General features: G+C 71.3%; 21 protein-coding genes and 1 riboswitch. Of the genes, 17 read left to right on the top strand and 4 right to left on the bottom strand.

Annotation, left to right across the window (positions count from 1 at the left end):
• Positions 1 to 33: 33 nt before the first annotated feature.
• From qcrC to ACZ55A_RS01685, 5 genes are all read left to right on the top strand, one after another.
• Positions 34 to 843 carry a cytochrome bc1 complex diheme cytochrome c subunit gene (gene qcrC / locus ACZ55A_RS01705; protein ID WP_468831548.1) on the top strand — a complete coding sequence of 270 codons (810 nt, stop codon included), beginning with the start codon at positions 34 to 36 and terminating at the stop codon, positions 841 to 843.
• Entirely contained in the window at positions 840 to 1,904 is a 1,065-nt protein-coding gene (gene qcrA, locus ACZ55A_RS01700) for a cytochrome bc1 complex Rieske iron-sulfur subunit (protein ID WP_468831545.1), read from the top strand. Before qcrC ends, qcrA begins: the two co-directional genes overlap by 4 nt.
• The gene (gene qcrB / locus ACZ55A_RS01695; protein WP_468831542.1) at positions 1,901 to 3,538 is read left to right on the top strand and encodes a cytochrome bc1 complex cytochrome b subunit; all 1,638 of its coding nucleotides are present in this window, start codon (positions 1,901 to 1,903) and stop codon (positions 3,536 to 3,538) included. The genes qcrA and qcrB overlap by 4 nt, the downstream gene beginning before the upstream one ends.
• Positions 3,539 to 3,678: 140 nt before the next feature.
• Positions 3,679 to 4,743 carry an anthranilate phosphoribosyltransferase gene (trpD, locus tag ACZ55A_RS01690; RefSeq protein WP_468831539.1) on the top strand — a complete coding sequence of 355 codons (1,065 nt, stop codon included), beginning with the start codon at positions 3,679 to 3,681 and terminating at the stop codon, positions 4,741 to 4,743.
• Between the two features lie 92 nt (positions 4,744 to 4,835).
• Positions 4,836 to 4,953, top strand: a riboswitch (SAM riboswitch).
• Positions 4,954 to 5,143: 190 nt separating this feature from the next.
• On the top strand, positions 5,144 to 6,547 hold the full coding sequence (locus ACZ55A_RS01685) for an aminotransferase class V-fold PLP-dependent enzyme (protein WP_468831536.1): 1,404 nt from the start codon (positions 5,144 to 5,146) through the stop codon (positions 6,545 to 6,547).
• 218 nt (positions 6,548 to 6,765) lie between these two features.
• On the opposite strand, the gene ACZ55A_RS01680 is transcribed toward ACZ55A_RS01685, so the two are convergent.
• Both ACZ55A_RS01680 and ACZ55A_RS01675 read right to left on the bottom strand, forming a co-directional pair.
• A complete protein-coding gene (locus ACZ55A_RS01680; RefSeq protein WP_030415457.1) occupies positions 6,766 to 7,047 on the bottom strand; it encodes an Lrp/AsnC family transcriptional regulator in 282 nt (93 codons plus the stop codon).
• Positions 7,044 to 7,724, bottom strand: coding sequence for a rhomboid family intramembrane serine protease (locus tag ACZ55A_RS01675; RefSeq protein ID WP_468834522.1), 681 nt, complete (start codon positions 7,722 to 7,724; stop codon positions 7,044 to 7,046). Before ACZ55A_RS01675 ends, ACZ55A_RS01680 begins: the two co-directional genes overlap by 4 nt.
• Positions 7,725 to 8,066: 342 nt before the next feature.
• Here ACZ55A_RS01675 and ACZ55A_RS01670 point away from each other — a divergent pair, with 342 nt between their 5' ends.
• From ACZ55A_RS01670 to ACZ55A_RS01650, 5 genes are all read left to right on the top strand, one after another.
• The gene (locus ACZ55A_RS01670; RefSeq protein WP_468831532.1) at positions 8,067 to 8,306 is read left to right on the top strand and encodes a hypothetical protein; all 240 of its coding nucleotides are present in this window, start codon (positions 8,067 to 8,069) and stop codon (positions 8,304 to 8,306) included.
• 18 nt (positions 8,307 to 8,324) lie between these two features.
• Positions 8,325 to 9,698, top strand: coding sequence for an NYN domain-containing protein (locus tag ACZ55A_RS01665; RefSeq protein ID WP_468831529.1), 1,374 nt, complete (start codon positions 8,325 to 8,327; stop codon positions 9,696 to 9,698).
• 303 nt (positions 9,699 to 10,001) lie between these two features.
• Positions 10,002 to 11,027, top strand: coding sequence for a C40 family peptidase (locus tag ACZ55A_RS01660; RefSeq protein ID WP_468831527.1), 1,026 nt, complete (start codon positions 10,002 to 10,004; stop codon positions 11,025 to 11,027).
• A gap of 302 nt (positions 11,028 to 11,329) precedes the next feature.
• Entirely contained in the window at positions 11,330 to 12,376 is a 1,047-nt protein-coding gene (locus ACZ55A_RS01655; RefSeq protein WP_468831524.1) for a C40 family peptidase, read from the top strand.
• 52 nt (positions 12,377 to 12,428) lie between these two features.
• Positions 12,429 to 13,820 carry a hypothetical protein gene (locus ACZ55A_RS01650; RefSeq protein ID WP_468831521.1) on the top strand — a complete coding sequence of 464 codons (1,392 nt, stop codon included), beginning with the start codon at positions 12,429 to 12,431 and terminating at the stop codon, positions 13,818 to 13,820.
• Here ACZ55A_RS01650 and ACZ55A_RS01645 read toward each other — a convergent pair.
• Positions 13,771 to 15,006 carry a glycosyltransferase 87 family protein gene (locus tag ACZ55A_RS01645; RefSeq protein WP_468831518.1) on the bottom strand — a complete coding sequence of 412 codons (1,236 nt, stop codon included), beginning with the start codon at positions 15,004 to 15,006 and terminating at the stop codon, positions 13,771 to 13,773. The genes ACZ55A_RS01650 and ACZ55A_RS01645 overlap by 50 nt on opposite strands.
• A gap of 217 nt (positions 15,007 to 15,223) precedes the next feature.
• Here ACZ55A_RS01645 and ACZ55A_RS01640 point away from each other — a divergent pair, with 217 nt between their 5' ends.
• Positions 15,224 to 16,366, top strand: a complete 1,143-nt coding sequence (locus ACZ55A_RS01640; RefSeq protein ID WP_468831515.1) for a glycosyltransferase family 4 protein — start codon at positions 15,224 to 15,226, stop codon at positions 16,364 to 16,366.
• 234 nt (positions 16,367 to 16,600) lie between these two features.
• On the opposite strand, the gene ACZ55A_RS01635 is transcribed toward ACZ55A_RS01640, so the two are convergent.
• Positions 16,601 to 18,397: an AMP-dependent synthetase/ligase gene (locus ACZ55A_RS01635; RefSeq protein WP_468831512.1), complete on the bottom strand. Its 1,797-nt coding sequence runs from the start codon at positions 18,395 to 18,397 to the stop codon at positions 16,601 to 16,603.
• A gap of 273 nt (positions 18,398 to 18,670) precedes the next feature.
• Here ACZ55A_RS01635 and ACZ55A_RS01630 point away from each other — a divergent pair, with 273 nt between their 5' ends.
• From ACZ55A_RS01630 to ACZ55A_RS01605, 6 genes are all read left to right on the top strand, one after another.
• Positions 18,671 to 19,447 (top strand): metallophosphoesterase family protein, encoded by a 777-nt coding sequence (locus ACZ55A_RS01630; RefSeq protein ID WP_468831509.1) that lies wholly within the window; start codon positions 18,671 to 18,673, stop codon positions 19,445 to 19,447.
• 102 nt (positions 19,448 to 19,549) lie between these two features.
• Positions 19,550 to 20,044, top strand: a complete 495-nt coding sequence (locus ACZ55A_RS01625; protein ID WP_468831507.1) for an SRPBCC family protein — start codon at positions 19,550 to 19,552, stop codon at positions 20,042 to 20,044.
• 2 nt (positions 20,045 to 20,046) lie between these two features.
• Positions 20,047 to 21,276, top strand: a complete 1,230-nt coding sequence (locus tag ACZ55A_RS01620) for an ArsA family ATPase (protein WP_468831504.1) — start codon at positions 20,047 to 20,049, stop codon at positions 21,274 to 21,276.
• A 137-nt stretch (positions 21,277 to 21,413) separates the two neighbouring features.
• Positions 21,414 to 21,890 (top strand): DUF5304 domain-containing protein, encoded by a 477-nt coding sequence (locus ACZ55A_RS01615; protein ID WP_468831501.1) that lies wholly within the window; start codon positions 21,414 to 21,416, stop codon positions 21,888 to 21,890.
• Between the two features lie 89 nt (positions 21,891 to 21,979).
• A complete protein-coding gene (locus ACZ55A_RS01610) occupies positions 21,980 to 22,921 on the top strand; it encodes an ROK family glucokinase (RefSeq protein ID WP_468831498.1) in 942 nt (313 codons plus the stop codon).
• A 5-nt stretch (positions 22,922 to 22,926) separates the two neighbouring features.
• Entirely contained in the window at positions 22,927 to 23,685 is a 759-nt protein-coding gene (locus tag ACZ55A_RS01605; protein ID WP_468831495.1) for an endonuclease/exonuclease/phosphatase family protein, read from the top strand.

Genomic DNA, 23,685 nt, shown 5'->3' with positions numbered 1-23,685 from the left:
TCGACGCAGAAGATCCTGACACCGGGGTAATCCGTGAAAAAGCTCTCCGCACGACGGCGCCATCCGCTGGCGGCGCTCGTCGTCCTACTCTTCGCGCTGGCGGTCACCGGGGGGCTGTACGCCGCGTTCGCGCCGGCGGACAAGGCTCAGGCCGATGACACCGCCCAGTCCCTTGCCATCAAGGAGGGCAAGAAGCTCTACGCCGTGGGCTGTGCAAGCTGCCACGGCACCGGCGGTCAGGGCACCTCCGACGGCCCGAGCCTGGTGGGCGTCGGCGCCGCAGCCGTCGACTTCCAGGTCGGCACCGGCCGTATGCCCGCCCAGCAGCCCGGCGCCCAGGTGCCGCGGAAGAAGGCCATCTACAACGACGCCCAGCGTGAGCAGCTGGCGGCCTACGTGGCCTCGTTGGGTGCCGGTCCCACCGTCCCGGAGAAGTCGCAGTACAGCTCCGACGGTGCCGACATCGGCAAGGGCGGCGAGCTGTTCCGCACCAACTGCGCGCAGTGCCACAACTTCACCGGTAAGGGCGGCGCCCTCACCAACGGGAAGTACGCACCGACGCTGGAGGGCGTGGACCCGAAGCACATCTACGAGGCCATGGAGACCGGCCCGCAGAACATGCCCTCCTTCGGGGACGGCTCGCTGAGCAAGCAGAACAAGAAGGACATCATCGCGTACCTCGGCGCCGTCAACGGCGATGAATCCGAGAGCCCCGGCGGCCTCGACCTCGGCGGTCTCGGTCCGGTCAGTGAGGGCCTCTTCGGCTACATCTTCGGCCTGGGCGCGCTGGTCGCGGTCGCCATCTGGGTCGCAGCCCGGACTACGAAGGCCAAGAAGTCATGAGCGAGACTGGACGACACGAAGACGTGCCAGAAGAAACCCTTCCCAGTGAGCGGGAGACGGCTCACGAAGGCGCGGTGACCACGGCGGACAACCCGTTCGCCGACCCGGGCCTGCCGGCGCACGAACACCGCGCGCAGGACATCGACGAGCGGGCCGCCCAGCGCTCCGAGCGCACCGTCGCCCTGCTCTTCCTGGTGTCCATGATCGCGACGGTCGCGTTCATCGCCGCCTACGTGGCGATCCCGATCGACAAGATCGTCTACATCTGGCCGATCGGCCACATCAGCGCCCTCAACTTCGCGCTCGGCCTGACGCTGGGTGCCGCACTCTTCTGCATCGGCGCCGGCGCGGTCCACTGGGCCCGCACGCTGATGTCGGACGAGGAGGTCGCCGACGAGCGCCACCCGATCGAGGCCGCCCCCGAGGTCAAGGCCAAGGTCCTGGCGGACTTCGCACAGGGTGCGAAGGAGTCGCAGTTCGGCCGCCGCAAGCTGATCCGCAACACGATGTTCGGTGCGCTGGCCCTGGTGCCTCTCTCCGGCGTCGTCCTGCTGCGTGACCTCGGGCCGCTGCCCGGGACCAAGCTGCGCACCACGAACTGGAAGAGGGGCGTCCGGCTCGTCAACCAGTCCACCAACCTTCCGCTGCGTCCCGAGGACATCGCGGTCGGCTCCCTGACCTTCGCCAAGCCCGAGGGCCTGGAGGAGGACCAGGAGGACTTCAACCAGAACATCGCCAAGGACGCCCTGATGCTCGTGCGGATTCAGCCGCAGAACATCAAGGACAAGAAGGAACTCGCCTGGTCCCACGAGGGCATCGTGGCGTACTCGAAGATCTGCACCCACGTGGGTTGCCCGATCAGCCTGTACGAGCAGCAGACGCACCACGTGCTCTGCCCCTGCCACCAGTCGACCTTCGACCTCTCCGACGGCGGTCGGGTGATCTTCGGCCCGGCCGGACACGCCCTTCCGCAGCTGCACATCACGGTGAAGGACGGCTTCCTGGAGGCCGCAAGCGGTTTCGAGGAGCCCGTCGGCCCGAGCTTCTGGGAGCGCGGATGAGTAACGAGACAAGCGCGACCACCACGCGCCGTGGCCAGGCGCCACGGGGCGAGCGGATCGCCGACTGGGCGGACGGCCGGCTGGGCATCTACAGCCTCGCCAAGTCCAACATGCGCAAGATCTTCCCGGACCACTGGTCCTTCATGCTGGGTGAGGTCGCGCTCTACAGCTTCATCATCATCATCCTGACCGGTGTCTACCTGACGCTGTTCTTCCACCCGAGCATGGCCGAGGTGACCTACCACGGTTCCTATGTGCCCATGCAGGGAATCCGGATGACCCAGGCCTTCGAGTCGACGCTGGACATCAGCTTCGACGTCCGCGGTGGTCTGCTCATCCGCCAGATCCACCACTGGGCCGCGCTGGTCTTCCTGGCCGCGATGATGGTCCACATGATGCGGGTGTTCTTCACCGGCGCCTTCCGCAAGCCGCGCGAGGTCAACTGGCTGTTCGGCTTCCTGCTGTTCGTGCTGGGCATGTTCACCGGCTTCACCGGCTACTCGCTCCCCGACGACCTGCTCTCCGGCACCGGCGTGCGGTTCATCGAGGGCGTCATCCTGGCGATGCCGCTGGTCGGTTCGTACCTGCAGATGTTCATCTTCGGCGGCGAGTTCCCCGGGCACGACATCATCCCGAGGTTCTTCACGGTCCACGTGCTGCTGCTGCCGGGCATCATGCTCGGCCTGCTGGTGGCGCACCTGATCCTGGTCTTCTACCACAAGCACACGCAGTTCCCGGGTGCCGGCAAGACCAACAACAACGTCGTCGGCATGCCGCTGCTGCCGGTCTACATGGCCAAGGCCGGAGGCTTCTTCTTCCTGGTCTTCGGTGTGATCTCGGTGATCGCCGCGGTCGCCAGCATCAACCCCGTGTGGGCCATAGGGCCGTACCGGCCGGACCAGGTCTCCACTGGTGCGCAGCCGGACTGGTACATGGGCTTCGCCGAGGGTCTGGTCCGCGTCATGCCGGGCTGGGAGTGGAACTTCTGGGGCCACACCCTCAACTTCGGTGTGCTGATCCCGATCATCATCTTCCCGCTGGTCCTGGTCGCCATCGCGGTCTACCCGTTCGTCGAGTCCTGGGTCCGCGGCGACAAGCGCGAGCACCACATCCTGGACCGCCCGCGCAACGTCCCCACCCGCACTGCCTTCGGTGTGGCCTGGCTGGTCGCGTACTTCGTGATGCTGATCGGTGGTGGCAACGACCTCTGGGCGACCCACTTCCACCTGTCGCTCAACTCGCTGACCTGGTTCGTCCGGATCGGATTCTTCGTCCTGCCGGTGCTGGCCTTCATCGCCACCAAGCGGATCTGCCTGGGTCTCCAGCGCCGCGACAAGGACAAGGTGCTGCACGGCCGCGAGTCCGGCATCATCAAGCGCCTGCCGCACGGTGAGTTCATCGAGGTCCACGAGCCGCTCAGCCAGGAGCAGCTGCACGTCCTCACCCAGCACGAGCAGCCCAAGCCGCTCGAGCTGGGCCCGGAGGTCGACGAGAACGGCGTGGAGCGCAAGCTGAAGCGTTCGCAGAAGCTGCGCGCCAAGCTCTCGAAGTCGTACTACGGCGAGGACAGCGTCATCCCCAAGCCCACGGTCGAGGAGTACAAGGAGATCAGCAGCGGCCACGGCCACCACTGATCCCCTGCGCGCCTCGTAGCGCACCGTAGGGAGTACGCCACCCAGAGGGCCCCGTCCGGCGACCGGACGGGGCCCTCCGGCATGTCTGCCGTCTCGATAGGGTGACGGCATAAGCAGGACACACACCAGGAGCGTGGACCATGAACGTTGTGACCCCGGCAGGCGGCGGCAGCGTGGCGGCCCACACCTGGCCGGGCATCCTGAACGCCCTGCTCGACGGCCGTGACCTCACCGCCGACGACACCGCCTGGGCGATGGACAAGATCATGCGGGGCGAGGCCAGCGACGCCCAGATCGCCGGGTTCGCGGTGGCGCTGCGGGCCAAGGGCGAGACCGTCGCGGAGATCTCCGGACTCGTCCGCACCATGTACGAGCACGCCCGGCTGATCGAGGTCCCCGGGCCCAGCGTCGACATCGTCGGCACCGGCGGCGACGGCGCCAAGACCGTCAACATCTCCACGATGTCCTCGATCGTCGTCGCCGGCACCGGCGCCAAGGTCGTCAAGCACGGAAACCGCGCCGCGTCCTCCGCCAGCGGCGCCTCCGACGTCCTGGAGAAGCTCGGCGTCAACCTCGACCTCACCCCGCAGCGGGTCACCGAGGTCGCCCAGGAAGCGGGCATCACCTTCTGCTTCGCCGTGAAGTTCCACCCCGCGCTGCGGCACGTCGCCAACGCCCGCGGCCAGCTCGGCATCCGTACGACGTTCAATGTGCTGGGCCCGCTGACCAACCCCGCCAAGGTCCGTGCCCAGGCGACCGGCGTCGCGGACGCCCGGATGGCGCCGATCCTGGCCGGGGTGCTCGCCGAACGCGGCTCCTCGGCACTGGTCTTCCGCGGCGACGACGGCCTCGACGAGCTGACCACCACCGCGACCTCACGGGTGTGGATCGTGCGGGACGGCACGGTGCGCGAGGAGGCCTTCGACCCGCGCGACGTCGGCATCTCCCTCGTCCCGGTGGAGGCGCTGCGCGGCGCGGACGCCTCGTACAACGCCGATGTCGCCCGCCGTCTGCTGGAGGGCGAGACCGGCCCGGTGCGCGACGCGGTGCTGCTGAACTCCGCGGCGGCCCTGGTCGCCCTGGAGCCGTCCGACGCACCCCTGGCGGAGCAGATCCGGGCCGGTATCGACAAGGCCGCCGCCTCGCTCGACTCCGGCGCCGCCAAGCGGGCGCTGGAGCGCTGGGTGGCGGCCAGCAACGTTTGAGCGCCCGGTGACGCAGCGTGTGACGCAGGGCTCAGTCCGTCATATGGACTGAGCCCTTGCGCGTAAATGCTCTTGTGGCATGATGCTGCGCAGGTCACGAGTGACAGCGACACAGGCCCCGGCCCGCTGTCCGGCAACCCTCCTTCCGTGGCGGGGTGCCCCGGGTGATGACCAGGCCGCAGGCAGCGAGGTCTGCGGCAAGCGCGGATCCCTCGCCAGGGATCCTGGTCCCCGAGGGAGAACTTCCGTGAATCAGCGAATGCGATAGGGCCCAACGGCCCCTTTTCCGCACCCTTTTCCTTCACGCTGCGGCCCCACCGCCTCTCGGCCCCGGGCATTTCCGCGCCCCCTCATGCACCCGCGCCGCAGCGAATTCGCTTACCTCTTACGGGAGTTCGCCATGTCTGTTTCCGCCGTTGCCGCCGACCCCTCCGTCTGTGCCCCGCTGCCGGTTCTGGGCCGGGACGTCCTGGTCCCCCTGGTGACCGGCGGCGAGGTCGACTACGCCGCGCTGGACTACGCCGCCAGCGCACCGGCGCTCCAGCGGGTCTGGGACGACGTGGCCGCCTACGCCCCGTACTACGGCAGCGTGCACCGTGGCGCCGGATACCTCTCGCAGCTCTCCACCGACCTCTTCGAGAACAGCCGCCGCACGATCGCCGACTTCCTCGGCTGTCGCGCCGAGGACCAGGTCGTCTTCACCCGCTCCACGACCGACTCCCTCAACCTCCTGGCCGCCGTACTCCCGCAGAACACCCGGGTGTTCGTCTTCGAGACCGAGCACCACGCGTCCCTGCTGCCCTGGGAGCAGCGCGCCGACCTCGCGGTGACGTACCTGAACGCGCCGCGTACGCCTCAGCAGGCCGTGGACACCCTGGAGAAGGCGCTGGCCGGGCGCGAGCCTTACGGGCCGGCGCTGGTCTGTGTCACCGGTGCGTCCAATGTGACCGGTGAGCTCTGGCCCGTACAGGAGCTGGCCGCCGCGGCCCACGCCCACGGCGCCCGGATCGTCCTCGACGCCGCGCAGCTCGCCCCGCACCACCCCGTCGACCTGGCGGAACTGGACGTCGACTGGGTCGCTTTCTCCGGCCACAAGCTGTACGCACCGTTCGGCGCCGGGGTGCTGGCCGGCCGCGCGGACTGGCTGCAGAGCGCCGAGCCGTACCTGGCGGGCGGCGGCGCCAGCCGTAAGGTCTCCCGGCTCACCGACGGCGGGGTGGACGTCGAATGGCACACCACCGCCGCCCGGCACGAGGCCGGCTCGCCGAACGTCATCGGCGCCTACGCCATCGCCTCCGCCTGCCAGGCGCTCACCGAGGCCGGCTTCGACACCCTGGTCGCCCGCGAGCAGGAGCTGATCGCCCGGGTCCGCGAGGGCCTCGCCGAGGTCCCCGAGGTCCGCGTCCTCTCCCTCTTCGGCGACGAAGCGCCGCGCGTCGGCGTCCTCTCCTTCGTCGTCGAGGGCTGGAACAGTTCGCACTTCGCGGCCGCCCTCTCCGCCGAGTACGGCATCGGCGTCCGCGACGGCCTGTTCTGCGCGCACCCGCTCGTCCGCACCCTCCTGGGCAGCAACCCGCAGGACCCGGGGGAGTGCGGCGCCCCCGACGCGGCCCCCGGCGAACTCCCCCAGACTTCGTCCGGGGGGACCCCCACCCTGAACGCCATCCGGGTCTCCTTCGGCGCCGGCACCCCCGACGAGCACGTCGACCGCTTCCTCAGCGCCGTCAAGGAACTGGTCACCGACGGCGCCCGCTGGAACTACCGTACGGAGGACGGCCGTTGTGTCCCCTCCGTGTCTTCCTGACGGGAGACCCCGCTCCAGGCGTGACCCCGCACCCCCACCGGCCCTTTCCTTTCCCACAACGGGAGGGGACGGGTCGGAGGGGCCTGGTGTGTGGACGTAAAGCGAAGCAGTCCACACACCAGGCCCCGGAGGTCCGTCACCGCACCCGACAACCACCTGGCCCGCCGCAGGCGCAACGGCGAACAACCACCACGGCGGGACAGCCGAAAACGTGGGGGCTAGGCGTCCAGCCCAATGGCAAATGCCGCCTCAAGATCATGCTGCGAGTACGTCCGGAACGCGATATGCGTCTCCGTCGAGGCGACGCCGGGGATCTTGCTGATCCGGCCGGGGATGACGTCCGCGAGGTCGTCGTGCTTGGCGACCCGGACCATGGCGATCAGGTCGTGTGCGCCGGTGACCGAGTAGACCTCGCTGACGCCCTCCAGCGCGGCGATCTTCTCGGCGATCTCCGGGATCTGGTCCACGCTGGTCTTGATGAGCACGATCGACGTGATCACGGCTGGCTCTCTCCCTCGGTCGCCCGGTCGTTCGCCCTGGTGGCCCCCACACTATCCCTCCCGTACCGGAGCCACGCGTACAGGAAGCCGAGTACGAAGCCGACCACATGCGCGAGGTAGGCGACGCCAGGACCGTGCGGGTCGTCCTGTGCGGCCTGCCACTGGAGGAAGAACCAGAACAGCAGCACCATCCAGGCGGGGAAGCGCAGCGGGAGGAAGAAGAGGAAGGGGAAGACGCTGGTGACGCGGGCCCTGGGGAAGAGGTACAGGAAGGCCCCGAGGACCCCGGCGATCGAGCCGGAGGCGCCCACCAGCGTCTGGCCCGAGGAGGCGTGCGCCGCCGCGTAGCCGAGCAGCGCCAGGTAGCCGATGATGAGGTAAAAGGCGACGAACGGCAGCCGGCCCATCCGTGCCTCGGCCATGCCGCCGAAGACGTAGAGAAACAGCATGTTGCCGAGCAGGTGCAGCCAGCTGCCGTGCACGAACAGTGCGGTGAGCGGAGTGATCAGCGCCCGCAGTGAACCGCTCCACAGTTCCAGCGGGATCACGCCCCACCGCTCGAAATACGCGGTCTGGGCCTTCAGCAGCGCGTCGCCGGTGCCGTACATGCGGTTCAGGCCGGAAGCGGGGCCGATGAGGAAGACCGCACAGCACAGGCCGATCAGCACGTTCGTCAGCCGCGAGAACACCGCGGTCAGGGACCGGGTGGGGCGCGGCGGGCGGGGGAGGAGGCCGGACGGGAACAGCGAACGGGAGCGGGGGGTACGGGTGTGGGGAGTACGGGCAGAACGCGGTGAACGGGGTGGGGGAGCCGGCGCCGTCATGAAGTGATCATGGCGTAATGCGGGCAATCGGGACAGAGCGCCTCGCCGCATCCTGGCTCCCGGGCGGGGCCCGCACCGGCCCCCCGTCAGGCCGTAGGGTTGCAGGCAGTACTTTGCCTACTTCCGCAGTCCGACGGCGTACCGCGTGAACGGCGCAGCAGCACGAGAACGACGAGCACGAAAGAGGACGACACGATGGCTGTTCCCCTGCCGACGGCCGAAACCCGGTGGCGCTGCACGCTCTGCGGCAACCTCACCCGTTTCGATGTCACCCGCCGGGCCAAGGTCGTGGAGTACGTCCACCTGGACCTGGCCGGTGAGCCGAAGGTGGAGGAGCGCGAGGTCCTCAGTGAGAGCATCGAGTCCGTGCGCTGCCGCTGGTGCAACGCGGTCGACCAGATCGAACTGGTGGACCGTCCGGGCGCGAGCGCCTGAGATCGGAGCGAAGCAGCCGTGGTGGACCGTCCAGAAGGGGAGCCGGGGGCCCAGCGTGACGACGTACCCGAGGGTGCGGCGGACGAGGTGCTCGACCGACCGCTGCCCGAGGGCGTACGGCGCCGGGTCGTGGCGCTCACCGCGGAGTCGTTCGGCGCGCTGACGGTCGCCGAACTCCCCGCCCCACTGCGGCAGTACGCCCGGTTCACCCCGACTCGTCGGGCCAAGTTCGCCGGCAATGCGATGGCCGCGACGCTGGAGAGCGACGCGGTCTTCCGGCAGCGGATCGCCGGCAAGCTGCGCGAAGCGCAGCCGGAGCTGGCCGAGGCGCTGGAGCACGGCACCCCGCCGGCAGCCGCCGATCCGCTCGAAGTCGCCGCGGCCGCCTATGTGCTGCGGCCGGAGGGCTGGGTCAAGCTTGTGGCGGCGGCCGGCGAGGAGGCCCAGCGGGCGCGCGCCGAGCGGGCCGGCGAGGAGGCCGAACGGGAACTGGCCCGGCTGCGCGAGGAGCTGGCGCTGGCCCGCGGCGAGGCCCGTACGGAGGCGGAGCGGATCCGGGTGGACCTGGACGCCGTCCGCAAGGAGAACGAGTCGCTGCGGCGCAAGCTGCGCAGCGCGCAGAGCGACGTCAAGCGCGGTGAGGCGGCGGTGCGCAAGGCCGAGGCCGCGGTGGCCGAGGCGCGGGACCGGGCGGCCACGGAGAAGGCCGCCGCGGACAGCGAGGTGCGCCGGCTCAAGGCCCGGATCGCCGAGGCCGAGACGGCTCTGGAGACCAGCCGGCGGGCCGCCCGCGAGGGCCGCAGCGTCGAGGACATGCGGGTGCGGCTGCTGCTGGACACCGTCCTGGACGCCGCCCAGGGGCTGCGCCGTGAGCTGGCGCTGCCGCCGGCCAGCGTCCATCCGGCCGACACCGTCGAGGCGGTGGCGCCGGGCCGGATGACGCCGAAGGACATCGCTACGCGCGCATTGTCCGATATGGACCCCGCACTGCTGGACCAGCTACTGGCGCTGCCCCAGGCGCATTTGGTGGTGGACGGCTACAACGTCACCAAAACCGGCTATCCGACCATGCCGCTGGACAAGCAGCGGCTGCGGCTGCTGGGCGGGCTCGCGGTGCTGGCGGCGCAGACCGGTGCGGAGATGACCTGTGTCTTCGACGGGGCGGAGCTGGCCGCGCCGGTGCTGCTCGCCCCGCCGCGCGGCGTTCGGGTCCTTTTCAGCAAACCGGGCGTAACGGCCGATGAGTTGATTCGTCAGCTCGTACGGGCCGAACCGCCCGGCCGTCCGGTCGTGGTGGTCTCCACGGACCGGGAAGTGGCCGACGGGGTGGCGAAGGCCGGCGCCCGGCCGGTCTCATCGGCTTTGCTCCTCAAGCGACTTGCGCGGACGTGACGCACGGCCTGCCGATGCTTTCCGGCCAGGGAAAATCGCGCGCCATTCGTATCTGAGCGTCAATTGGCGCTTACTGCCTGTGTGATGTTGGTAAAGGATGGGGTTTGTGGAGCAGATTTTTCCCGTGAGGATTTGAAGCGATCACAGCTCCGTTACTAAGGTCAGGCGCGAACCTTCATACAGGTGATCATCCAACCGGGATGAACAGTGAAGGTACCGCCGAGTCCGCAGCGTTGACGCGGAGCCGGGGTCTCATCCCCCCACTTCCCGGTAGGCGGCTGGAGGAAGAAGGAGCTCGCCCCCGTGGCGTCCCACCGTCGACCCAAGCAGCCGAGCCGTACTCGCGTGACCGTGCTCACCGCCACCGCGGCGGCGGCCGTGGCCCTCTCGTCCCAGGCCGCACAGGCAGACCCCCACCAGTCGAAGAAGGACGTCAAGTCCGAGGTCGACAAGCTCTACGAGCAGGCCGAGGCGGCCACCGAGAAGTACAACGGGGTCAAGGAGGACCAGGACAAGCTCCAGAAAGAGGTCGACGCCCTCCAGGACAAGGTCGCCCGCGGCCAGGGTGAGCTCAACCAGCTCCGCAAGGGACTCGGCGCGGTCGCCTCGGGCCAGTACCGCAGCGGCTCCATCGACCCCTCGGTGCAGCTCTTCCTCTCCGGCGACCCGGACACCTACCTCGAAAAGGCCGCCACCCTCGACCAGTTGAGCGGCAAGCAGGCCGAACAGCTGAAGACCATCGCGGACAAGCAGCGCCGGCTCGCCCAGGAGCGCGCCGAGGCCGCGAGCAAGATCGAGGACCTCTCCGAGACCCGTAAGGCGCTCGGCGAGAAGAAGGACGAGATCAAGGGCAAGCTCGCCAAGGCGCAGCAGCTGCTCAACACCCTGACCGCCAAGGAGCGGGCGGCCATGCAGGCCGAGGAGGACCGCGCCAACCGCAGCAACGAGCGGGTCAACCTCGGCGATGACGTGCCCGCCTCGCAGCGCGGTGCGGCCGCCCTCCAGGCCGCGCAGTCCAAGATAGGTTCGCCCTACGTCTGGGGCGCCACCGGCCCGTCGTCCTTCGACTGCTCGGGTCTGACCTCCTGGGCCTACCAGCAGGCCGGCCAGTCGCTGCCGCGTACCTCGCAGGAGCAGGCCAACGCCGGTACCCGGATCGGCTCGCAGAGCGCCCTCAAGCCCGGCGACCTGGTGCTCTTCTACGACGACCTGCACCACATCGGCCTGTACGCGGGCAACGGCACGGTGCTGCACGCCCCGAAGCCGGGCGCCAATGTGCGCTACGAGTCGATCAACAACATGCCGTTCATGTTCGGCGTGCGGGTCTGAGCCAGGGGTCCGAAAGGCCTCACAACCCCCTCAACCTGCCGCCCGAACGGGCGATTTGCGGTCGGCACCGCTGACCTGCCGCCCCGCCGGTGACCTGCACAGTCACCGGCGGGGCGGCTTTTTGCGTACGAAATGGGGTCTTTGGCCGGGCTGGACCTGCGCCGTTACTGTCTGCCCTCGCAGCTTCCGGTCACCGCACGCCCTCCCGGGCGGCAGGGGCTTCCCGCAAGCTCCCGGCTGCTCCCCCACGCTTTCGGCTCCGCTCGAGCGGGGGGACCCCCATCGCAAGGAGTGTGGCTCTCGTGGCTTCCCACCGCCGTACCTCACCGCACGGCCAGGCCACCCTCGCCGGCGTCACCGTATTGTCGGCCGCTCTGGCGGGCGCGGCTGCGGCCCTGGCGGCACCGCCGGCCTCCGCACTCCCCACGGACCACCCGGCCGCCGGCCGCGACGCGGCCACCGCACGGGTCGACAAGCTCTACGAAGAGGCGGAGCGGGCCACCGAGAAGTTCAACGGCGCCGAGGCCCGGACCCAGCAGCTGCGCGGTGAGGTGGCCGCCCTCCAGGAGCGCACCGCCCGCACCCAGGAGCGGGTCAACCGGATGCGCGGCCGGCTCGGCGCACTGGCCTCCGCCCAGTACCGGGCCGGCGGGATCGACCCCACCGTCCGGCTGATGCTCACCGAACGGCCCGAGACCTATCTGGAGAAGGCGTCCGCCCTCGACCGGATCGCCACCGCCCAGGCCGCCCGGCTGCGGGTCCTGCGGGCGACGCAGCGCTCCCTGGAGCAGCAGCGCCGGGAGACCGCCGGAAAGCTCGCCGAGCTGGAGGCGAGCCGCAGGCAGGTGGCCCGCCACAAGAGGGACGTCCAGCGCAGGCTGGCCACCGCGCAGCGGCTGCTGAACGCGCTGCCCAGGGACGCCAGGAAGGCCTACGGCCAGAGCTCCAGGAGCGACGGCCGCGACGCGGTGCCGCCCGGCCTCGGCGGCGCCGTACCGGCCTCCGGACGGGCCGCCAGGGCCCTCGACGCGGTACGGGCCGCCGTCGGCCGCCCGTACGCCTGGGGAAGCAACGGGCCCCGCACCTTCGACTGCTCCGGACTCACCCAATGGGCCTACCGCCGGGCCGGCGTCTTGCTGCCCCGTACCTCGCAGGCCCAGCGCAGCGCCGGACGGCAGGTTCCGCTCAGCCAGGTGCAGCCCGGTGACCTGGTCATCTACCGCTCGGACGCCAGCCATGTCGGCATGTACGTCGGAAACGGCCAGGTCGTGCACGCGCCGTATCCCGGGGCGCGGGTGCGCTACGACCCCATCGGCATGATGCCGGTCTCGGCGGTCACCAGGCCCTGAACCGCCCGCCCAGCGTTTTTGCCCCGGCCGGGCCGGAATTACGATCGGGCGCATGCCGGACCAGCGGGCGAGACGGCCGTCGCGGACCGGGGCGGCCGGCTCTGCCGCCCTGGCCGGCCTTGTGCTGCTCGTCCCCCTGGCCGGCTGTGCGACCGAGACCTCGACGTCGGCCCGCTTCCCGGACGTCCAGCGGATGCTCGACGGCCGGGCGCAGGCCGTCCAGCGGCGGGACGAGGCCGGTTTCCTGGCCGCCGTCGACCCGCACGCCACCGCCTTCCGCGCCCGCCAGCGCGCGATGTTCGGCAACCTCTCCGGCGTGCCCGTGACCGACTGGCACTACGACCTCGACTCCACCGACGCCTTCCCGCTGCCGGACGGCGCCGGCGGCCAGCAGCTGGCCGCCAAGGTCCGGCTGCGCTACCGCCTCAAGGGCTATGACACCGCCCCGGTCAACGCCGTCCAGTACCTCACGCTCACCGAGCGCGACGGCCGCTGGCTGATCTCCTCGGACACCGACGGCGCCGTGGCCGGCCGCAGCGGCACCCGCCAGCTGTGGGACCAGGGCCCGGTACGGCTGGTCCGCGGCCGGTACAGCCTGGTCCTCGGCGGCGACGCACACCCGGCCCGGCTCCGGGACCTGGCCCGCCGCGCGGACCAGGCGGTGCCCGCGGTCTCCGCCGCCTGGAAGGGCAAATGGGCGCGGAAGGTGGTGGTGGAGGCGCCGGACTCGGTCGAGCGGATGGCGCAGCTGATGGGCAGCGACGACGCCTCCGGCTATCTGGGGATCGCGGCGGTCACCACCGGTGAGGCGGGCGTCTCCACGACCGCGCCCGCGGACCGCGTGATCATCAACCCCGATGCCTACGAAGAGCTCAACGACCTCGGACGCAAGGTGGTCCTCACCCACGAGACCACCCATGTCGCCACCCGTACGGTCACCACCACGGCCACCCCCCTCTGGCTCTCCGAGGGCTTCGCCGACTGGGTCGCCTACCGCGGCACCCACCGCAAGCCCGCCACCGCCGCCCCCGAACTGACCCGCGCCGTCCACTCCGGCAAGCTCCCCGAGCGGCTGCCCACCGATGCCGACTTCGGCTTCAAGGCGGGCGCCGACCGGCTGGCGAAGGCGTACGAGGGCAGCTGGCTGGCCTGCCGGATGATCGCCGAGAAGTGGGGCGAGGCGAAGCTGCTGGCGTTCTACCGGGCGGCGGGCCGGAGCGAGGTCCGTACCTCGGCGGCGGGCGGTGCGGGCGCCCCCATCGAGGCGGCCTCGGCCCGGCCGGCACGCCCGCGTCCGGCCCCGCCGGTCACCGGCTCCCGGCATCCCGCGCCGGCCCGCGCCGACCGTACGGACCGCGCGATGCGGTCCCAACTGGGCGTCGGTCTGGCCGAGTTCACGCGGGAGTGGCGGGCGTATGTGAAGCGTCTGCTCCTTCGTCGGTGAGCGGGCGGCGGGCGCGTACCACGCCGGCGGGCCCGGCCGGCCGGCCGCGGGTGGCGGCCCACAGCCGGCGGCAGGCGAGCAGTGACGCGGCGACCAGCAGGCCGTTGCGCACCGCCAGCGCCGCGATGCCCAGCGGGTCGCCGGCCACCACGTGGGCGAACCAGATCGGGAACTCCAGCAGGGTGACCCCGGTGGCGAGTACGACCAGCACGGCCGGCAGCCGCTGCCGGCTCGCGCGTACGGTCATGCACACCGCGGCCAGCCCCACCAGCCAGAGCATGTACTGCGGGCTGATCACCCGGCTCGTGGTCGTGAACAGCAGCGTCGCGGTGAAGGCCGCATCGCACAGCGTCGCGCGGGTGAACGCCCCGGCCCACATCCGCCACAGCACCAGCCAGCCCAGCGCCGCCCCGCTCAGCACCACCGCCAGGGTGCTGACCAACGGGACGCCCGGCCCGAGGAACTCCACCGAGCCGTAGTTGAGCAGCACCTCACCGCTCCACCCGTAGTGGCGGGCGATATGGAAGACCAGGGCGCCGAGCGATTCGATCTCCGTACCGCGGTCGCGCTGGAAGGTCAGAAACGCCAGCGCGCCCGGGGCGGCGGCCACCCCGCACACGGTCAGCCCGGCAGCGGTGCCAGCCGCACTGCCCCACAGGGCGCGCCCCCGGCGGCCGCGTAGCGCCGCCCCGGTCAGCAGCAGCGCCGGCCAGATCTTCAGCAGCGTCCCGAACGCGATCAGCGCGCCCGCCACCCGCGGCCGTCGGACGGCCGCGAAGAGCGCCGCGACGGCGACCCCGGTGACCATCAGGTCGTAGCGCGCGTACGCGGTCGGGCCCAGCAGCGCCACCCCCACGATCCACACCCAGGCCCCGGCCGGCCGGTTCCCTGGCCGCCGCCCCGCCCGGAGGAACAGCACGAGCACCGCCGCGTCCGCCAGCAGCATCAGGACGTAGAACGCCGGGGCGTAGTCCAGGAACGGCAGCAGCGCGGGTGAGAGCACGGCCAGTGCGGCGGCCGGCGGATACTGCCAGGTCACATCGTCCAGCGGGAAGGTGCCGCTCTTCAGGACCTCGAACCAGCCCTGGTAGATCACCGAGACATCGGTGGTGACATCCGGGCCGGGCAGCACCAGCACCCTCAGCACGCACAACAGCACAACGGCCCGGGTCACGGCCCAGGTCACGACCGCAGCCCACACCCCGCGCCCGCCGCCGTCGGCCCTTCGCACCTCGCCGCCGCCCTTCCGTGTACTGCCTGCATCATGCCGTTGCCGGCCGGCCACGACCGTAGTGGAGGCATGGGCGTGGCGGGGCGGGCGGGTCCCGGCAGGCCGGCGCCCGGTACTGTCGGGGGCCAGTACGCCGAGACCGACCGCTCGGACCGACCGTCGAGAGACCATCGTGCACAAGACCCTGATCGTCACGAACGACTTTCCGCCCCGGCCCGGCGGCATCCAGGCCTTCCTGCACAGCATGGCGCTGCGCCTGGACCCCACCCAGGTCGTGGTCTACGCCTCGACCTGGAAGCGCGGCGAGGAAGGGCTCGCGGCCACCGCCGACTTCGACGCCGACCAGCCGTTCCCGGTGGTCAGGGACCGTACGACGATGCTGCTGCCGACGCCGAGGGTGACCCGGCGGGCCGTCGCGCTGCTACGCGAACACGGCTGCTCCTCGGTCTGGTTCGGGGCCGCGGCCCCGCTCGGCCTGATGGCGCCCGCGCTCCGCTCGGCCGGCGCCCGCCGCATCGTGGCGACCACGCACGGCCACGAGGCGGGCTGGGCACAGCTGCCCGCCGCCCGCCAACTGCTGCGCCGGATCGGCGAGGGCACCGACACCCTCACCTACCTCGGCGAGTACACCCGCTCCCGGATCGCCGCCGCGCTCACCCCGGCCGCCGCCGCGCGAATGGTCCAACTCCCGCCCGGCGTCGACGAGAAGACCTTCCACCCGGGCTCGGGCGGCGACCTCGTACGGGCCCGGCTCGGGCTCGCCGACCGGTCGGTCGTGGTGTGCGTCTCGCGGCTCGTGCCGCGCAAGGGCCAGGACACCCTCATCGAGGCGATGCCGGCCATCGTCTCCGCGGTGCCCGATGCCGTCCTGCTGATCGTCGGCGGCGGCCCGTACGAGAAGGAACTGCACGCGCTGGCGGTGGAGAAGGGCGTCGCGGACTCCGTCCGCTTCACCGGCGCCGTGCCGTGGGAGGAACTGCCGGCCCACTACGGCGCCGGCGACGTCTTCGCGATGCCCTGCCGCACCCGTCGCGGCGGCCTCGACGTCGAGGGCCTGGGCATCGTCTACCTGGAGGCCTCCGCCACCGGACTGCCCGTCGTGGCCGGTGACTCCGGCGGCGCCCCCGACGCGGTCCTCGACGGCGAAACCGGCTGGGTCGTCCCCGGCAACGCCCCCACCCCCACCGCCGACCGCATCATCACCCTCCTGAAGGACCCCGCGCTCCGCCGCACCATGGGCGAACGCGGCCGCGCCTGGGTGGAGGAGAAGTGGCGCTGGGACCTGCTGGCGTCGCGCCTGAAGCGGTTGCTTTGACCTCCCACGTTGTCGTCTGCGGCGCCGTGCTGGTGTCTCGCCGTTGCGCCTGCGGCGGGCGGTGGTTTGTAGGGTGCGGTGACGGTCCTCCGGGGCAGGGTTTCCGGACTGCTTCGCTTTACGTCCGGAAACCCTGCCCCTCCGGCCCGTCACCGCACCCGACAACCACCTGGCCCGCCGCAGGCGCAACGGCGGCAAACCACCACGGCGGGAAAGCCGAAAACGTGGGAAGGCCTACCCGCGGTAAATCGCCTCGATGTCCTCCGCGAAGTCCTTCGCCACCACGTTCCGCTTCAGCTTCAGCGACGGGGTGACATGGCCCGACTCCTCCGTGAACTGGGTCGGCAGGACGCGGAACTTACGGACCGACTCGGCCTTGGAGACGGCCGCGTTGCCGTCGTCCACCGCGCGCTGGACGGCGGCCAGCAGCTCCGGGTCCTCGGCGAGTTCGGCCGGGGAGATGCCCGCGGGGTGGCCGTGCTCCTCGGCCCAGCGGGGCAGGAACTCCTCGTCGAGGGTGACCAGTGCGCCGATGAACGGGCGGCCGTCGCCGACGACCATGCACTCGGCGATCAGCGCGTGCGCCCGGATCCGGTCCTCGATCACGGCCGGTGCGACGTTCTTGCCGCCCGCGGTGACCAGGATCTCCTTCTTGCGGCCGGTGATGGCGAGGTAGCCGTCCTCGTCGAGGGTGCCGATGTCGCCGGTGTGGAACCAGCCGTCGGAGAGCGCCTCTTTGGTGGCGGAGGGGTTGTTCCAGTACTCCGTGAAGAGGTGTTCGCCGTGCAGCAGCACCTCGCCGTCGTCGGCGATCCGCACGACGGAGCCGGGCAGCGGCTGGCCGACGGTGCCGATCTTCTGGCGGTCCCAGGGGTTGAAGGCGGTGGCCGCACAGGACTCCGTCAGGCCGTAGCCCTCCAGGGCGGTGAAGCCGATGCCGCGGTAGAAGTGGCCGAGGCGGTCGCCGAGCGGTGCGCCGCCGGAGATGGCGTGGGTGGCCCGGCCGCCGAGGACGGCGCGCAGCCTGCCGTAGACCAGGCGGTCGAAGACCTTGTACTTGAGCTTCAGGCCCAGCGGCGGGCCGTCCGGGGTGTCGAGCGCCCGGCTGTAGGCGATCGCGGTCTCCGCCGCCTTGTCGAAGATCTTGCCCCGGCCGTCGGCCTGCGCCTTGGCCCGCGCCGAGTTGTAGACCTTCTCGAAGACCCGCGGGACGCCCAGGATCAGCGTCGGCCGGAAGGAGGCCAGGTCGTCGGTGAGGTTCTTGATGTCGGGGGCGTGGCCCAGCTTGATGGGCGCCATCACGGAGGCGACCTGCACCAGCCGGCCGAAGACATGGGCGATCGGCAGGAAGAGCAGGACCGAGGAGTGGCCCGTACGGAAGAGCGGCCGCAGACGCTCGACGACATTGCCGCACTCGGCGAAGAAGCTGCGGTGGCTGAGCACACAGCCCTTGGGGCGGCCGGTGGTGCCGGAGGTGTAGACGATGGTGGCCGGCGAGTCCGCGTCGGCGAGCGCACTGCGCGCATCCACCTCCTCGTCGGTCAGGTTCGCGCCCGCGGCCCGCAGCCGGGCGATCGCGTCCCGCTCGATCTGCCAGATGTTCGCCAGCTCGGGCAGCCCGTCGCGGACCGACTCGACGGTCGCCTCGTGGGCCGGCGTCTCCACCAGACAGGCCACCGCGCCGGAGTCGCCGAGGATCCACTGGATCTGCTCGGCGGAACTGGTCTCGTACACGGGGACGGTGATCGCGCCGGCACTCCAGATGGCGAAGTCCAGCAGCGTCCACTCATAACGGGTGCGCGACATCAGACCGACCCGGTCGCCGGGCTGTACCCCGGAGGCGATCAGGCCCTTGGCGGCGGCCCGGACCTCGGCGAGGAAGGTGGCGGCGGTGACGTCCTGCCACTCACCGTTCACCTTGCGCCCCATGACGGCAACATCCGGGTGCTGCGCGGCATTTCGGCGGATAAGATCCGTCAGATTGCCGTCCGCGGGGACCTCGTACAGGGCCGGAAGGCTGAACTCGCGCAAGACTGCTGCTCCTCGAAAGCGCCGGCGCCACGACGCTGTGTGCTGCACCGGCTGCGGTCCATGATCATGCAGGGGGATTGGACTGCCCGGACGTTACCCATGGGTATTGCTTTTGGGATAGGGGGGAACGGCCAGATGTTCGATGCGTCACATGCCGGGGGACACGCCATGGGGACTCTTCCGCGCAGACTAGACCAGCGGGTCGGTGACCCGAAAGTAACCCCGCGCCTGCTGCCTCTCCCCACGTGCCCCGCCCCGATCTAGGCTGCCGCCATGCGTGTGCACGTGGTCAGCGACATTCACGGCAACAGCCGGGACCTCATGGCGGCCGGAACCGGCGCCGATGCCCTGATCTGCCTCGGGGACCTGGTCCTCTTCCTCGATTACGCGGACCACTCGCGCGGCATCTTCCCCGACCTCTTCGGCGTCGAGAACACCGACACCCTGGTCGCCCTGCGCGCCGCCCGCCGCTACGACGAGGCCCGCGCGCTCGGCCGCCGGCTGTGGGGCGAGCTGGAGCGCACGGGCGCGGTCCGCGAGGCGGTCATCGAGGACGCGGTCCGCCGGCAGTACGCCGAACTCTTCGCGGCCTTCCCGACCCCCACGTACGCCACCTACGGCAACGTCGACATGCCGCGCCTGTGGCCCGAATACGCCGGACCCGGCACCACCGTCCTGGACGGCCAGCGGGTGGAGATCGGCGGCTGGGTCTTCGGCTTCGTCGGCGGCGGGCTGACCACGCCGATGCGGGCCCCCTACGAGATCAGCGACGAGGAGTACGCCGCCAAGATCGAGGCGGTCGGCGAGGTCGACGTGCTGTGCACCCATATCCCGCCGGACGTCCCCGAGCTGTGCTACGACACCGTCGCCCGCCGCTTCGAGCGCGGCAGCACGGCCCTGCTGCACGCCATCCGCACCACCCGGCCGCGCTACTCGCTCTTCGGGCATGTGCACCAGCCGCTCGCCCGCAGGGCCCGTATCGGCGGCACGGAATGCATCAATGTCGGCCACTTCAATGCGACCGGAACGCCCTACGTCCTGGAGTGGTGAGCCCGGCCGCGTCCACCCGCCATCCCCCGCGCGGTAGCCTTCAGCAGCAGAGACGGGAAGCGTCGGCGGACCGGCACGAATCGGCATGGAGGAGTCACGGCGATGGCCGAACACACCAGCTCTAGCATCACGATCGAGGCGGCACCCGCCGAAGTGATGGCGGTGATCGCCGACTTCGACCGCTATCCGGAGTGGACCGGAGAGGTCAAGGAGGCGGAGGTCCTCGACAAGGACGACCAGGGCCGCGCGGCGCAGGTGCGCCTGCTGCTGGACGCCGGAGCGATCAAGGACGACCACACCCTCGCGTACACCTGGACCGGCACCAACGAGGTCAGCTGGTCCCTGGTCAAGTCCCAGATGCTGCGCGCCCTCGACGGCTCCTACCACCTCGCGGCGCTCAACGACGGTGCGAGCACCAAGGTGACGTACCAGCTCACCGTCGACGTCAAGATCCCGATGCTCGGCATGATCAAGCGCAAGGCGGAGAAGGTCATCATCGACCGCGCGCTGGCCGGGCTGAAGAAGCGCGTCGAGAGCGGCCCGGACACCGGGTCCGCCGACGGGGCCGGGTCCGCCGACGAGGCCAAGAAGCTCTGAGCGTGCGCATCGTCCTCGTCACGGGCCCGGGCGGCGCCGGCCGCACCACGCTTGCCGCCGCGACCGCTCTGGCCGGTGCCCGCAAGGGCGCACGGGCCCTGCTGCTCACCACGGAGAGCAGCGCACCGGAAACGGTGCTGGGCACCGCCCTCGGCGCCGACGCCCCCACCCCGATAGCACCCGGCCTGCACGCCCGGCGCATCGACCCCGGCGACCGCTTCCGGCAGGAATTCCTCGCCTTCCAGGAGCGCGCCGGCGCCGCCCTCGACCTCCTGGGCGCCGCCCCCCTCGACGAGGACGAGCTCACCGAGCTCCCCGGCGCCGAGGACTTCGCGCTGCTCCAGGCGCTGCGCGCCGAACACGCCTCGGACGACTGGGACATGGTCGTCGTCGACATGCCCTCGGCGGCCGAAACGATCCGGTTGCTGGCGCTGCCGAACCAGGTACGCCGCTACCTGCGCCGGCTGCTGCCGCCCGAGCGCCAGGCCGCCCGCGCGCTGCGCCCCGTGCTCGCCCAGCTCGCCGGTGTCCCGATGCCGGCCCAGAAGCTGTACGACGCCGCCGAGCGCTGGGAGAGCGAACTCGCCGCCGTCCAGCGGGCGATCGACGACCCCGGTACCTCGGTCCGTCTGGTCACCGAGGCCGGCCCGGTCGCCGCCGCCAACCTGCGCAGCATCCGCGCCGGACTCGCCCTGCACGGCCGGCGCACCGACGGCGTGGTCGTCAACCGGCTGCTGCCCACCGGCTCCGCCGACCCCTTCCTCGCCGCGCTCTCCGGCAGCCAGCAGACCGCCCTCAAGGCGCTGCGCGAGGAGTTCCCCGACGTCCCCGTCCATGAGGTGCCGCACCTGGGCCGCGACCCCCAGGGCGTCGAGGAGCTGGACGAGCTGATCGACGGGCCGACCGGCGAGATCGGCGAGCTCGGTGACCCCGACGCCACGGGTGCCGTGGACGGCCGGCGTGCCGATCCGTGGACCGTCGAGGACCGGCTGGCCACCGACGGCATCCTCGTCTGGCGGGTGCCGCTGCCCGGTGCCGAGCGCCGGGGGCTGGGCCTGGTCCGCCGCGGCGACGAGATCGTGGTGACCGTCGGCCGCTTCCGCCGGATCCGTACGCTCCCCTCCGCGCTGCGCCGCTGCACCGTCTCCGGCGCCGGACTGCGCGACGGCGTCCTGGAGATCCGCTTCAGCCCCGATCCGGACCTGTGGCCCAAGAGCGACGTAAGGAACTGAACGGCATACCACCGTTCGGGTAACGTCGAGGGTGAGCCGCCGAACCGGCCCGCCCGCCCCGATGCGCCTTGTCCCGACGGGCCCGCCCCGCACCCCCTCGCGGTACCGCCTCGCCGCAGGAGTCCACGGAGTTCATCATGAGCGATGCCACCGAGCGCCCCGCCGACCGCACGGCCGAGCCCGATGCCGACGCGTGGGAGACCGCCTGCGCCGAGGACCTGGCCGCCGAGCAGGCCCGCCGCCGGGACACCTACGGTCCGCAGCCCGGCAGCGCCGCCGAGGAGCTGCGCAAGCTCGCCGACGCGGTGACCGACAAGCTCGCCGGCATCCAGCTGCCCGGCGCGCTCGGCGGGATCGCCGCGCAGAGCGCCGTCAGCCAGCTCTTCAAGCAGGCCAAGGCCGCCGTCGAGCCGGTCATCGAGCGCAACCCGGATATCTTCGACCACCTCGCCGCGGCCGGCTCCGAACTGCTCGCCGCCTACCGCTCCGCCGTCGAGGGCAGCGAGCGCCGCTGGACCCGCGACGACCGCGACGAGGGACCCGCAGGACGCCGCGACGACGATCCGCGCGACGACGACGGCCCCACCGGCACCGAGCGAATCGACCTCGACTGACCTCTCCCAGGGTCCGTAAGACAGGGGAGAGACCCCCGCCTCCGGTACGGTGGGTCCCGGCGGGGTTCGAGCGAAAAACTGAGGGACACATGGGACTCACCATCGGCGTCGACATCGGCGGCACGAAGATCGCGGCCGGTGTGGTCGACGAAGAGGGCTCGATCCTTGAGACGTGCAAGGTAGCGACCCCGCAGGCCACCGATGCGCTGACCGAAGCCATCGCGGAAGCGGTCCGTACCGTCGGTGCCGGCCATCACATCGAGGCCGTGGGCATCGGCGCGGCCGGCTATGTCGACGAGAAGCGGGCCACGGTCCTCTTCGCGCCGAACATCGACTGGCGCCACGAACCGCTCAAGGACAAGGTCGAACAGCGCGTCGGCCTCCCGGTCGTCGTCGAGAACGACGCCAACGCCGCGGCCTGGGGCGAGTACAAGTTCGGCGCCGGCCAGGGCCACAGCGACGTCATCTGCATCACCCTCGGCACGGGCCTGGGCGGCGGCATCATCATCGGCAACAAGCTGCGCCGCGGCCGCTTCGGCGTCGCCGCCGAGTTCGGCCACATCCGGGTGGTGCCCGACGGCCTGCTGTGCGGCTGCGGCAGCCAGGGCTGCTGGGAGCAGTACGCCTCAGGGCGTGCCCTGCTGCGCTACGCCCGCCAGCGCGCCTTCGCCACCCCGGAGAACGCCCAGATCCTGCTCTCCCTCGGCGACGGCACCTCCGAGGGCATCGAGGGCCGGCACGTCAGCCAGGCCGCCCGCCAGGGCGACCCGGTCGCCATCGACTCCTTCCGCGAGCTGGCCCGCTGGGCCGGCGCCGGCCTTGCCGACCTGGCCTCGCTCTTCGACCCGTCCGCCTTCATCGTCGGCGGCGGCGTCTCGGACGAGGGCGAGCTGGTGCTCGAACCGATCCGCAAGTCCTTCCGCCGCTGGCTGGTCGGCAACCAGTACCGGCCGCACGCCCAGGTGCTCGCCGCCCAGCTCGGTGGCAAGGCCGGACTGGTCGGTGCGGCCGACCTGGCGCGCCAGGGCTGAACAGGATGGTGGCTGAGCACTCCGGACTTCCGGCGTCCGGCACCGAGCAGGGCTCCGCGCTCGTCCGTGTGCTCAGCTACAACATCCGCTCGATGCGCGACGACCGGGCGGCGCTGGCCAGGGTCATCCGGGCCTGCGCCCCCGATCTCGTCCTGATCCAGGAGGCGCCGCGGTTCTTCCGGTGGCGCAAGGCCGCCGAGCGGCTGGCCCGCGCCACCGGTCTGGTCCATGTCACCGGCGGCGGCACGACCGCGGGCCCGATGATCCTCTCCACCCTCCGCGCCCATGTGGAGCGTACGGAGGACATCCTGCTGCCCCGTACCCCCGGCCTGCACCAGCGCGGCTTCGCCACCGCGGTGGTCCGCATCGGCCGGGCCCGGCTCGGCGTGCTCAGCTGCCATCTCAGCCTCGACGGGCAGGAGCGCTACGAGCAGGCCGGACTGCTGCTGGCACAGGTGGCCGCGCTGGGGGCGCCGTACGCGGTCGTCGGGGGAGATCTCAACGACCGGCCCGACGGGCGGAGCTTCCGGCGGGTGGCCGGGGCGCTGACGGACGGCTGGGCGGACAAGCCCTGGGGCGGCGAGTTCACCGCCACGCCCCACGAGCCGCGGCAGCGGATCGACGCCGTCTTCGTCACCGACGGCGTCGAGGTGCTCGGGTGCGGTGTGCCGCACGGTCTGCCGGGCGTACGCGGCCGCGATCTGCTGGCCGCCTCGGATCATCTGCCGGTGCTGGCGGCGCTGCGGGTGCCGGCCGCGGACTGA

Source organism: Streptomyces sp. NPDC034111, from assembly GCF_055575375.1.
The sequence above is the reverse complement of the archived record's forward strand: the minus strand, read 5'-3'. Positions and strand labels throughout refer to the sequence as shown.